Annotated in this window: 14 protein-coding genes; 7 read left to right on the top strand and 7 right to left on the bottom strand. The window is 72.1% G+C overall.

Annotated elements, in window-relative coordinates; genetic code table 11:
- Positions 1 to 34: 34 nt before the first annotated feature.
- Positions 35 to 685 (bottom strand): histidine phosphatase family protein, encoded by a 651-nt coding sequence (locus ACFRQN_RS36915; RefSeq protein WP_049650499.1) that lies wholly within the window; start codon positions 683 to 685, stop codon positions 35 to 37.
- A gap of 74 nt (positions 686 to 759) precedes the next feature.
- Positions 760 to 2,088, bottom strand: coding sequence for a glutamate-1-semialdehyde 2,1-aminomutase (gene hemL / locus ACFRQN_RS36910; protein WP_380744914.1), 1,329 nt, complete (start codon positions 2,086 to 2,088; stop codon positions 760 to 762).
- A 439-nt stretch (positions 2,089 to 2,527) separates the two neighbouring features.
- Here hemL and ACFRQN_RS36905 point away from each other — a divergent pair, with 439 nt between their 5' ends.
- Positions 2,528 to 3,010 (top strand): hypothetical protein, encoded by a 483-nt coding sequence (locus tag ACFRQN_RS36905; RefSeq protein WP_074004012.1) that lies wholly within the window; start codon positions 2,528 to 2,530, stop codon positions 3,008 to 3,010.
- Between the two features lie 166 nt (positions 3,011 to 3,176).
- Here ACFRQN_RS36905 and ACFRQN_RS36900 read toward each other — a convergent pair whose 3' ends face one another.
- From ACFRQN_RS36900 to ACFRQN_RS36885, 4 genes are all read right to left on the bottom strand, one after another.
- Positions 3,177 to 3,668 carry a MarR family winged helix-turn-helix transcriptional regulator gene (locus tag ACFRQN_RS36900; RefSeq protein ID WP_049650488.1) on the bottom strand — a complete coding sequence of 164 codons (492 nt, stop codon included), beginning with the start codon at positions 3,666 to 3,668 and terminating at the stop codon, positions 3,177 to 3,179.
- A gap of 63 nt (positions 3,669 to 3,731) precedes the next feature.
- Positions 3,732 to 5,012, bottom strand: a complete 1,281-nt coding sequence (locus tag ACFRQN_RS36895; RefSeq protein WP_117488307.1) for a glycosyltransferase family 39 protein — start codon at positions 5,010 to 5,012, stop codon at positions 3,732 to 3,734.
- A gap of 227 nt (positions 5,013 to 5,239) precedes the next feature.
- Positions 5,240 to 6,913: an RICIN domain-containing protein gene (locus ACFRQN_RS36890; protein WP_380744912.1), complete on the bottom strand. Its 1,674-nt coding sequence runs from the start codon at positions 6,911 to 6,913 to the stop codon at positions 5,240 to 5,242.
- Between the two features lie 243 nt (positions 6,914 to 7,156).
- Entirely contained in the window at positions 7,157 to 7,396 is a 240-nt protein-coding gene (locus tag ACFRQN_RS36885; RefSeq protein ID WP_049650486.1) for a chaplin, read from the bottom strand.
- A gap of 571 nt (positions 7,397 to 7,967) precedes the next feature.
- On the opposite strand from ACFRQN_RS36885, the gene ACFRQN_RS36880 reads away from it, so the two are divergent.
- The 3 genes from ACFRQN_RS36880 (at position 7,968) to ACFRQN_RS36870 (ending at position 9,081) form a co-directional block, all read left to right on the top strand.
- Complete coding sequence (locus ACFRQN_RS36880) at positions 7,968 to 8,210, top strand: chaplin (protein ID WP_049650485.1); 243 nt, start codon at positions 7,968 to 7,970, stop codon at positions 8,208 to 8,210.
- 111 nt (positions 8,211 to 8,321) lie between these two features.
- A complete protein-coding gene (locus ACFRQN_RS36875; RefSeq protein WP_380744910.1) occupies positions 8,322 to 8,591 on the top strand; it encodes a chaplin in 270 nt (89 codons plus the stop codon).
- Between the two features lie 112 nt (positions 8,592 to 8,703).
- Positions 8,704 to 9,081, top strand: a complete 378-nt coding sequence (locus tag ACFRQN_RS36870) for a hypothetical protein (RefSeq protein ID WP_147409124.1) — start codon at positions 8,704 to 8,706, stop codon at positions 9,079 to 9,081.
- Positions 9,082 to 9,174: 93 nt separating this feature from the next.
- On the opposite strand, the gene ACFRQN_RS36865 is transcribed toward ACFRQN_RS36870, so the two are convergent.
- Entirely contained in the window at positions 9,175 to 9,840 is a 666-nt protein-coding gene (locus ACFRQN_RS36865) for a hypothetical protein (RefSeq protein WP_049650482.1), read from the bottom strand.
- A gap of 298 nt (positions 9,841 to 10,138) precedes the next feature.
- Between ACFRQN_RS36865 and ACFRQN_RS36860 the strand changes: the two genes are divergently transcribed.
- The 3 genes from ACFRQN_RS36860 (at position 10,139) to ACFRQN_RS36850 (ending at position 11,373) form a co-directional block, all read left to right on the top strand.
- Positions 10,139 to 10,483, top strand: coding sequence for a hypothetical protein (locus tag ACFRQN_RS36860; RefSeq protein WP_049650481.1), 345 nt, complete (start codon positions 10,139 to 10,141; stop codon positions 10,481 to 10,483).
- 84 nt (positions 10,484 to 10,567) lie between these two features.
- Positions 10,568 to 10,912 carry a rodlet layer protein gene (locus tag ACFRQN_RS36855; RefSeq protein WP_074004017.1) on the top strand — a complete coding sequence of 115 codons (345 nt, stop codon included), beginning with the start codon at positions 10,568 to 10,570 and terminating at the stop codon, positions 10,910 to 10,912.
- A 191-nt stretch (positions 10,913 to 11,103) separates the two neighbouring features.
- Positions 11,104 to 11,373 carry a hypothetical protein gene (locus ACFRQN_RS36850; RefSeq protein ID WP_380744907.1) on the top strand — a complete coding sequence of 90 codons (270 nt, stop codon included), beginning with the start codon at positions 11,104 to 11,106 and terminating at the stop codon, positions 11,371 to 11,373.
- Positions 11,374 to 11,377: the final 4 nt, after the last annotated feature.

The following is an 11,377-nucleotide window of genomic DNA, read 5'->3' as shown; positions in this document are numbered from 1 at the left end:
CCCGAAGTCATACTTACACGCCGCTTACGGGAGGCTAGGCGCCGAAGCTCTTGCCCACCGGCTTGTCGCCCTTGCGGCCCTTGCCCACCAGGTGCGCGGGCAGCAGGTCGCGGGCCGGCTCGCGGTAGCCGACCGAGACGATCCGGTCGCCCTCGAAGGTGAAGCTGGTCAGCGAGGCCAGCGAGCACTGCCGGTTGCGCGGGTCGTGCCAGAGCCGGCGGCGCTCGGCGAAGGAGCGGAGGATCCAGATCGGCAGCTGGTGGCTGACGCAGACCGCCTCGTGCCCGCGCGCGGCGTCCCGGGCCGCGCCGATCGCGCCCATCATCCGCACCGCCTGGTCGAGGTAGGGCTCGCCCCAGGACGGCTTGAACGGGTTGGTGAGGTACTTCCAGTAGCCCGGGTTCCGCAGCGAACCGTCGCCGACCCCGAAGGTCTTGCCCTCGAAGACGTTCTCCGCCTCGATCAGCCGCGCGTCCACCGCGATGTCCAGGCCGTGCGCCTCGGCGATCGGCGCGGCGGTCTCCTGGGCCCGCTCCAGCGGGGAGGCCACCACGTGGGTGACGTCCCGGTCGGCCAGGTCCTCGGCGACCCGCTCGGCCATCTTCCGGCCCAGCTCGGACAGGTGGTAGTCCGGCAGGCGCCCGTACAGGACGCCCTCCGGGTTGTGCACCTCGCCGTGCCGCATCACGTGGACGACGGTGATCTCTTTGGCGCTCACTTCTCGACTACTCCTGGGAATCGGGGTACGGGCCGCGGCGGTCAGGCCGTGGCGGCGGCAGCGGCGCGCGCGGCGGCCGGCAGGGCGGCGGCGATCCGCTCGATCGCCCGCTCGTCGTGGGCCGCCGAGACGAACCAGGACTCGAAGGCGGACGGCGGCAGGTAGACGCCCTCGGCCAGCATCGCGTGGAAGAAGGCGGTGAAACGGTACGCCTCCTGGGTCCTGGCCTCGTCATAGTTGGTGACCGGGGCCTCGGTGAAGAACACCGAGAACATGTTCCCGGCGGTCTGCAGCCGGTGCGCGACGCCCTCCTTGGCGAGCGCGTCGGCGACCAGGCCGGAGACCTCGGCGGCGACCTTGTCCACCGTCGCGTACGCCTCGTCGGTGCAGCCGCGCAGCTGGGCCAGGCCCGCCGCGGTGGCGACCGGGTTCCCGGACAGGGTGCCCGCCTGGTAGACCGGGCCGGCCGGGGCCAGGTGCGCCATCACGTCGGCGCGGCCGCCGAAGGCCGCGGCCGGGAAGCCGCCGCCCATGACCTTGCCGAAGGTCAGCAGGTCCGGCGCCCAGCCCTCGTGCGCCGCCTCCAGGCCGTACCAGCCGGCCTTGGAGACGCGGAAGCCGGTCATCACCTCGTCGGAGATGAACAGCGCGCCGTTCTCCCGGCAGAGCCGGGCCAGGCCGCCGTTGAAGCCGGGCAGCGGCGGGACGACGCCCATGTTGCCGGGCGAGGCCTCGGTGATCACGCAGGCGATCTCGCCCGGGTGGGCGGCGAACGCCTGCTCGACGGCGGCCAGGTCGTTGTACGGCAGCACGATGGTGTCGCCGGCCTGGGCGCCGGTGACGCCCGGGGTGTCCGGCAGGCCGAAGGTGGCCACGCCGGAACCGGCGGCGGCCAGCAGCGCGTCCACGTGACCGTGGTAGCAGCCGGCGAACTTCACCACCTTCGCGCGGCCGGTGAAGCCGCGGGCCAGCCGGATCGCGGACATGGTGGCCTCGGTGCCGGAGGAGACCAGGCGGACCTGCTCGACCGGGGCGACCCGGGCGACGATCTCCTCGGCCAGCTCGACCTCGCCCTCGCCGGGGGTGCCGAAGGAGGTGCCGCGGGAGACGGCCCGCTGGACGGCGTCGATCACCGCGGGGTGCGCGTGGCCGAGGATCATCGGACCCCACGAGCACACCAGGTCGACGTACTCGCGGCCGTCGACGTCGGTGAGGTAGGGACCGGTGCCGGACACCATGAAGCGCGGCGTGCCGCCGACCGCGCGGAAGGCGCGCACCGGGGAGTTGACGCCGCCGGGCGTCACCACGGAGGCGCGGTCGAACAGCGACTGGGACTGGGGGGCTTCGTAGGGGTAGCTCACAAAAGACATGGTCTCAAATCGTGTCCTCACGCTCTGCATGTCCGACCCGATCATCTGGAACGATGATCCGGGCACCGTTGTCTGTACGGTTGTCCGTACAGCAGGGGCCGCTGACTTCACCGGACCGGGGACCAGTCAGACTGTGTACACAGAGTGCACAGGACCTCCGGTCTGTGTGCAGGGGTGTGGAGAGGACTGCCGCGTACCGCGAATGGGTACGGCGGCGCATGACGGGTAAGGAGCACGTCCGGTGGGCGCCGGACGTGCGGGGGTCTGTCGATTCCGGCGAATTCCGGTGAGGATGGTCCGAGTGTCCGAGGCGCAGGACGGTTACGACGAGGCCGCGGGGGGCTCCCGCAGGCCCGCCGAGACCGCACGCGGGGGTACGGGAGCGGGTACGGGTCGTGGTCGTCGCGGCGGTGAGAGGCGGGGTGAGGGACGCGTGGGGGTGACCTACAAGTACTTCGGAGCCCCGGACCGCGCGACGGCCGCCAGAGTCCCCACCGCCCTCGGGCCGGGCGGACTCGGCCTGGAGGCCGGCGAGCTCGGCGCACTGGGCCGCCTCGGCGACCTGATGGAGACCAGCGGCTCCCCCACCGGCCACCTCTCCACCAAGATCAAACCGGAGACGATGAGCGCCATGGTGCTCACCGGCATCCAGGGCGTCCCGCTGCACCAGGTGCCGCCGCTGGAACTGGTGGTGCTGCACCCCGACTACGCCGTCGTCCAGCTCCCCCACAACGTCGTCGAGCCGCTGCGCAAGGCCGACGAGACCGAGCTCGGCGCCGCCGCCTTCATCTGGTCCACCGTGCCGGACCGGCGCGGGCCGCGGGACGCGTTCGTGATCTACAGCATGCTGCACGAGTGGCAGGACTTCGCCAACCGGCTGCACGAGGCCGGGCACCAGCTGTACTGCCTGGTCTGGCCGTAGCACCCCGGGGTCCGGTCCGCCGTTCGAACGCGGGCCGGATCCAGGCTGACCCTTCGAACATTGGTCGCATTCAAGCGAGTTGACGGACGGTCAGTTCTCGCACCCGGTCGACCACGGGACGGTGGCGGCGAGCCCGCGGAAGCGGTCCGGGGCGGGCGGCCGGCGACTATCCCCGGGAGCGGCGGGCGCGGCGGACGGTGCGTTCGACCTCGACGGGCTCCGCGAGGTGGCCGTCCACCAGGTGGGTCAGGGCCGAGAGGAACACCTCGCGCTCGGGCTGCGGCAGCGACTCCAGCAGCTCGCGGTGCACCCGGTCGGCGATCGCGCTGCCCCGCACCACGGCCCGCTCGCCCGCCTCGGTGACCGAGACGATCCGGGCCCGCCGGTCGGTCGCGGACGGGCGGCGCTCGGCCAGGCCCGCCTTCTCCAGCTCGTCGACGGTGACCACCATGGTCGTCTTGTCCAGGTCCGCCAGCTCGGCCAGCTGGATCTGGGTGCGCTCGCCCGCCCGCGCGTGGAACAGCACGCAGTAGGCGCGCGGGGTGATCCCGAGCTCGGTGAAGGCGGCCGCCATCCGGGTGGCCAGCACGTGGCTCGCGTGGTCCATCAGCCCGGAGATGTCGCGGATCTGGCGCACGGGCGGCGGGGTCGTCGTCATACGTCCGAGGTTAGCAACGGCCCGTCTGCTGCCGGATGATCCCGTTGCCAACCAACGCCGGGTCTACGGGATGCCCAACTCGAACAGCGCATAGCCCGCGTACCAGCCCGCCGCGAGGACCGGCATGGCCAGCAGCCCGGCCAGCGAGGAGGTCCGCAGCTTGCGCAGCGCCACCGCCAGGCCGATGCAGAGCGGGAAGGCGGGCAGCAGGTAGCGCGAGATGTTGCCGAAGATCTGGTTGCTGCTCAGCGCGGTGATGATGGTGAGCGCGGTGTAGACCCACAGCACCAGCGGCGGCCGGGTGCGCCAGAGCAGCACCAGCAAGCCGGGCAGGGCGATCAGCAGGGCGATCGCGATCAGGTCCGGGACGGGGTTGGACTGCCAGAAGTCCCAGTGGCCGGTGATCACGTCCATGATCGTGCGCAGGGTGGAGGCGCCGCCGTCGAAGTAGCGGTTCCAGGCGCCCTGCTGGAGCTTGAAGTAGCCGCCCCAGTCGCCCATCTTCCAGCCGACCCAGGCGACGTAGCCGATCAGGCCCCACGGGGTGATCAGCATCGCGGTCAGCGGGCGGGCCACCCCGTCGGTGCGGCGGACCAGCGCGACCAGCGCGGCGATCGAGACGGCGGCGATCAGCGCGGCGGCGGTCGGCCGGTTGAGGCCCGCCACCAGCGCCAGCAGGCCGGCCGCCACCCAGCGGCGGGTCATCACGCAGTAGCAGGCCCAGGCGGACAGCGCGACGAACAGCGAGTCCGAGTAGACCGCCCACTCCACGCCGGAGCCCGGGAACAGGCCCCAGAGCACCGCGGCGATCACGCCCGCCCGGAAGCCGCCCAGCCGCTCGGCGACCGCGAAGATCCCGGCCGCGGCGACCAGCGAGGCGATCACCGAGACGACGATCCCGGAGCCGTACGGGCCGAGCCCGGTGACGGCGCCGACCAGCCGCATCAGCCAGGGGTAGAGCGGGAAGAAGGCGGCCGAGTTCTCGTAGTAGGTGGCCAGCGGGAAGCCGTGCAACGGGATCAGCTGCGGGTCGTACCCGTTCTCGGCGATCCGCTGGTACCAGATGCCGTCCCAGGTGCCCAGCACGTCCCAGGCGTGGGCGCCGCCGCCGCGGCCCGGCTGCTTCTTCAGGTAGTCGCCGGTGTGCGAGAGCAGCAGCAGGAAGACGGTCAGGCCGATGGCCTTGACCACCGCGTACGCGCCCAGCGCGGGCGCGAAGCGGTCCACCAGTGCCCCGAACCGTCCGGACGCCGGGCCCGTCCGTTCCTCGGGGGCCTCCGCAGGCGCCGCCCCGGGCGCTCCGGGCTGGGTGCTGGACGACTCGGTGCTCGATGCCGTGCTCATCTGGTCTGGGTACTCCCCGCCCCGCTCGTGGTCCGCGCGGCTCCGGCGCAACGATTTTCCCGTGAGCCTACGGCACGACCCCGAACCGACGGCCCCTGGCGCCCTCCGGACCGGCGCGCAGCACCACGCCACCCGTGCCGAGCACCACACCGGCCCGGTCGTGCACACGGCCGCCGCCGCCCGGGTGGGGGCGGCGGCGGCCGGGGCCTCAGGACGTGCGGGGCGGATCAGCCGTGGACGTAGACGATGCCGAGCTTGGTGAGCTGCCAGAGCTGGTCGGCAGCGCCGGTGTCGGCGGCGAGTTCGACGTACGGGTTGCCCTTGGCGTCGAGGGTGGCGCCGGCGGCCAGGACCTTGCCCTGGTCCTGGGAGTCGGCGATCTTGTAGCGGCCGTTGCCGGCCGGCGTGAACACCCAGTGCTGGTTGCCGCCGCCGGTGCAGCCCCACTGCTGGATCCGGGTGCCGGGGGCGGTGGAGGCGGCGTTGGCGTCCAGGCACATGTTCCGGTTGCCACTGAAGTCGAGCTCGTAGCTGCCGCCGGCCTTCGCCTCCAGGACGAAGGACTGGTTGAGCCCGCCGGTGGCCGGATAGGTGATCGCGGCCCGGCCGTTGGTCGAGTCGCCGTAGCTGCCGCCGCCGGTGAGGTCGAGCGCGTTGCCGCTGGCCGCGTTGGTCAGCTGGTACCAGGCGCCGTCCTCGGGGACGTCGCCGAACGGCTGTCCGGGTGTGAGCGGCTGGATCGAGGTGGTGTTCTGCTGGTTGAGGGTGCAGTACGCCTGCGCCAGCTCCGGCCGGGCGTAGAACTGGCCGAGGCAGACGCCCTCGCCGCGGTAGCCGGCCACCCGCAGGTGGTACGACTGGCGGACCATGTTCATGCACAGCCCGGGGATGCCGATCTGCGAGTCGCAGCCGTTGCGCACCCACTCGGAGAGGTTGATGACGTCCCCGTTGGTGTACTCGTACGGGGAGCTCGTCCACTCCGCGCAGACCTCGTGGCCGAAGGCGACCCGCCGCTGGTCGAGGTACCGGACGCCGGGCACCTGCTCGGCCGCGCCGCGCAGCGCGTCGCTGAGCGTCGGCACCACCCAGTTGTGGCCCCAGGCGAGGTCCTCGGGGAAGGCCGGGCAGCCGTCGGCGACCTTGCCGAGGTAGTCGTTGCGCCGGATGTCCGGGGTGATCGGGTTGAAGTACGACTGGTAGACCAGCTGGTACGAGGAGTCGGCGTAGCCGGCCCGGCGCATGGTCTGACGGATGTTCTGGAGCGCCGCGACCACCTTGGGCTGGACGCCCTTGGCGCGCCGGCGGATCTCGTCGCTGCCGATGGTGTCCCGGCAGCCCTGGTCCTTGGGGATCGGGAAGTACTGCGCGAGGCAGTGCATCATGATGCCGCTGAAGTCGAAGTCGTCGTTGGCGCCGATCGTGACGACGACCATCTTGACGTCGTACTTCGCCGCCGTGTCGGCCAGTTTGACGTCCTGCTTGGGCTCGCCGAAGTCGCCGCTGCCGGGGCCGGTGACCTTCGCCAGCTCCGGGTCGCTGACCAGGTCGCCGGTCTGGGCGCCGGAGCAGGCGAGGTCGATCGGGGTGACCCCGGGGATGTCGGTGACGAAGATCTCCGACTTGGGGTGGCGGTGGCAGTAGTTGGTGGGGCTGTCCGTCTCCGGGAAGTAGCCGTCGTTGGTGTCGGTGCCGGCGCCCTCCCCGGAGATGGCGCTGTCGCCGAGGGCGACGACCGCGGCCGGTCGGGTGGCCGCGGGCGCGGCCGGGGCGGGGTCGGCCAGGGCGGCGGGGGCGCCGGCCAGGCCGAGGGTGGCGAGGAGGGTTCCGGTGGCGAGCAGTGCGGCGCACCGGGAGGACCCGGTGCGTGTCCGCCGCGCCGCCGACCGTGGGGACCTGGTCACACGCGACTCCTTGCGGGGGTGGGGGGCCGCCCGGGCGGGGCGCCGAGCGGCGCGGAGCAAGAGAGGAGCAGGAAAGGTGAGCAGGTCTCGCATTCTAGGTACTGACAAGTAACGCAACAAGGCTTGTGACACCACCGGGAACTGACGGGGCGTCGCCGCCCCGGCACGACAAAGAGCCGCCGCCCCACGCCCCAGGAGGGAAGCGCGGAACGGCGGCTCGCACCGGCCGAACCGGGTGCGGGCTCAGCCCACGTTGGCGCACTTGTTGCCGAAGGCCGGGTTCAGCAGGCCGATGATGTCGATGGTGTTGCCGCAGACGTTGACCGGAACGTGCACCGGGACCTGGATCTGGTTGCCCGAGATGACACCGGGGGAACCGGCGGCAACGCCCTGGGCGCCGGAGCTGGCCATCGCGGTACCGGCGCCGGTGGCAACGATGCCCACCACGGCCGCGCCGACAGCGGCGGTCTTCTTGATGCTCATACGAGCCTCCTGACTGTTCGACAGATATGCACGGGGAGTGCGACATCTAGAACGAGACCCCACCGGACCGGTTGCGACGCTCCCCGCACTGTCACCCATCCGGCCCAACGGCGCCGCGGACCGGGCATTCGGGTGATCGGAGGGTCCGACCGTTTCCCCGCCCGCGGTGCCTCGTTCTCCCTGACGGAACCCGGTCTCCACCGGCCCCTACGCACGAATCGAGTACCGCCCATGCGCAAGCACGCCCACGCCGTCGTCGGCATCGCGGCCACCGGCGGCTCGGTCGGCGCGGCGGGCCTCCCCTACCCGGCGTCCGGCAATCCGTGCCGGAACGCCTGACCGGAATTCCAACCGTCGCGCCTTTGTCCGAAGCCTTTCCCGGCCGTGCGGGAATCGCTTCGCGGGGCACCGCGACACGGCCGCCGCGGCCACGCCCGAGCCATGGGCGGAACACGCCGGTGTGCGCCGCCCGAGTGACAATCACGGAAATCCCTACAGCCTTCGGGTGAGTATTCGTGCTCGCCCGACTCCCGACATTTCCCTTCCGTCGGGCAGAAATCGGAGGAATGACATGCGCAACTTCAAGAAGGCCGCCGTCCTGTCGCTGGCCGCCAGCGGCCTGGTGCTCGGCGCCGCCGGCGGTGCGGTCGCCAGCTCCGGTGCCGAGGGCGTCGCCGCCGGTTCCCCCGGTGTGCTCTCCGGCAACCAGATCCAGATCCCGATCCACATCCCGATCAACCTGTGCGGCAACAGCATCGACATCATCGGCCTGCTGAACCCGGCCTTCGGCAACCAGTGCGCCAACGTCGGCTGAACCCGCGGTCGCCACGTCGGCGACAGCTGATTCACCCGAGCCCGTGCCGCGCCCCGCAGCGCCGGGGCGCGGCACGCTCCACCCGTGTGTGATCGAGGAGATCAACCCCCCATGCAGAACATGAAGAAGGCCGCCGTCCTCTCCGCCGCCGCCGCCGGCCTGGTGCTGGGCGCGGCGGGCTCCGCCGCCGCCAGCGCCGGCGCCGAGGGCGTGGCCGCCAACTCCCCCGGTGTCGTCTCGGGCAACCAGATCCAGGTCCCGGTGCACGTGCCGATCAACCTGTGCGGCAACAGCATCAACGTCGTCGGCCTGCTGAACCCGGCCTTCGGCAACGCCTGCGCCAACGTCGAGGCCGTCCCGCAGCCCGCGGACGACTGCTGATCCCGATCGGCACGCGTACCGGCCGTCCTGCCCCCCGACCAGTCGGCCGGGGGGCAGTTCGGCGTCTCCGGACAACCGTCCGGTACCTCCGATCCACCGAAGGGTGATCACGATGGTTTCGAAGAAGAGCGCGGCCGGCCTGGCCGCCGCCGTGGGTGCCGCGGTGCTGCTCGGCGCCGGTTCGGCGCAGGCCGCCACCGCCCCGGGCGAGGCTCCGGCCGGCCCGGCCAAGCTGACCAAGACCGACCTGGGCCAGGCGCTGGGCGGGACGACCACCGGCCTCGGCTACGGCGTCGCGCCGATCAAGAGCCTGCGGCTGGACCCGTGGGCGAACTCCTCGGCCGACTTCCTCAACAACGGCGCGGCCCTCCAACCGGACCAGGGCCTGCCCGCGATCGGCACCGGGACGCTCACCGGCCCGCTGAGCGCCGGCGGCGGCGTCAAGGACCTCCCGCTGGTCGGCGGGCTGACCGGCGTCCTGCCGGGCTGAGCACCCTACCGGGCGCGCGAGAGCCCGGCATCCCGCCGCGCGGCCGGGGTGCCGGGCTCTCGTACCGGATGGGATCCCGGGGTCAGAGCCGGGTCAGAGCTGGGTCAGGTCGGTCAGGCCGGTCTGCCCCACCACGGTGGTGGCGGTCGTGGTGGTGGTGCCGGCCAGGGCGCCCGCCGTGTCGGTGAGGGAGAGCCGGCTGTCGTCGCCGCCGAGGCTGGCCTTGGCCCCGGGGATCACCTGCACCGCGCCGGAGACCAGCCGCGGGTCGATCTCGTCCACCTTCAGCCGGCCGTCGGCGAGCTGGCCGGCGCCGTCCCGGGCAAGCGAGAGCGGCTGCCCGAGGGTGAGCCCGGGGGTCTTGGCGTGCAGCGGGGCGGCCGGGGCGTCCAGCAGCACCTTGCCGAGGTCGGCGCCCTGGTCGACCAGCGGGAGCGGCAGCTCGGCCTTGGCGCTCGGGCCCACCTTGCCGGTGGTCAGCTGGGGGACGATCTGCTCCGGGAGCAGCGCCCCGTCGGAGCTGGTGGTCCGGCCGGGCGCCGGCGGCATGAGCAGCGAGGTCGGGATGCCGGCCGTGAGGCGGCTGCCCAGTGGGGCGAGCGGGATGTCCGCGGGGACCTGCTGGGTGGCCAGCGAGTCCTCCAGGGCGCCCACCTGGTCGGGGCCGATCGGGGCGGCGGCAGAGGCCGCCCCCTGGGAGGCGAGCACACCGGCACCGACCGCCAGCAGCATCACGCCGGCCCGCTTGGAGAACTTCATGCTTTTCACCGTTCTGCTGTCCGTACTGGGGATCACTGGGAGCGGCTGCGGGGGCGCAGCCGGAAAGCGTTCTGCTCAACGAGTGACCGGGAGCGCGGATTGCGGCCGTTAACCGGTTCGGCTTAATAATCCGACCGGATTCCGTTGACCGTCGCGCCTCCGGGACTCTTTTCCAGAATCCCCGTAACCTTCCGTGCCGTCATTCTTTGATCTGAACGTCAGTGACTGCCGACCGGGTCTGAGCGTTCTCAGCGCCGTACGCAAGGAATCCAAAGAGCATTTCAGAGAGGGATCTCCCATGATCCAGAAGTCCTTCGCCGCCGCCGGCCTGGCCGTCGCCGCGCTGGCCGGTGCCGCCGGCCCGGCCTCGGCCATCGGTGACGCGGACGGCGCCGCCGCCTCGATCGAGGGCAACGGCGGCACCAACTTCACGGGCACGGTCGGGAACAACAGCCCGAACTTCCACTTCCTGGACAACCCGAACATCTGCCTGCCGGAGATCCACAACATCGCCGTCGGCGTGCTCGGTGTGGCAGTCCCGGTCGAGGTCCCGATCGCCAACAACGGCGGTCGGCAGTACTGCACCGTCGGCCAGGGCACCCAGAGCCAGGGCGACGGCGGCGTGTCCCACCTGATCGGCTGATCGGTCGCCGCCCTGATCTCCCTGCACCACCCGCTGTTCCACCTTCGAATCGCCCCCCGATTCACCCCGAGAGGAAAACCAGAAATGATCAAGAAGTCCCTCGCCGCCGCCGGCCTGGCCGCCGCCGCCCTCGCGATGTCCGCCGGCTCGGCCTCCGCCATCGTCGACTCGGACGGCGCCGCCACCTCCGTCCAGGGCAACGGCGGCACCAACCACACCGGCACCGCCGGCAACGGCAGCCCGAACAGCCACGTTCTGGACAACCCGAACATCTGCCTGCCGGAGGTCCACAACATCGCGGTCGCCGTCATCGGCATCGCGGTTCCGGTCGAGGTCCCGGTCCTGAACAACCAGCCGAAGCAGATCTGCAACGTCGGCCAGAACACCCAGTCCACGGGCGACGCGGGTGTCTCGCACCTGATCGGCTGATCACGGGGCACGGCACGGTCGGAGGGCCCGGGGAGGAACACCTCCCCGGGCCCTCCGGGCTGTGCGGACGAAGTGTCCGGCCGACCGCCGCAGCGCGGTCCGGCCGGGTGAGCGGCGGGCCGGTCCGGACCGCCGGATGTGAACACGTGTCAGAGCGCCCGCGGGGGCGCTCCCAGAGAGAGGGCAGTTCCATGAAGAGCAAGCTGGCCAAGGCCGCCCTGACCGCCGCCGCCGCACTGGCGCTCGCCGGTGCCGCCACCCCGGCCTTCGCCCACGTGGGCGTCGTCGGCGGCGGCGAGCTCGTCGCCTCCGCCGACCAGCCGTTCCTGGCCGGCGGGGGCTTCGGCCTCGCCCACGCCGGGGACACCGCCGCCGGCGGCTTCGGCGGCGGCGCCGCCACCTCGACCGACCTGGTCGGCGGCGGCGCGGGCTTCGGGCACGCCGGCGACGTGGGCTTCTGAGGCC

The sequence above is a fragment of the Kitasatospora sp. NPDC056800 genome (assembly GCF_042789775.1).
Taxonomy (GTDB): Bacteria; Actinomycetota; Actinomycetes; order Streptomycetales; family Streptomycetaceae; genus Kitasatospora.
This window is presented reverse-complemented; position numbering and strand designations above follow the sequence as displayed.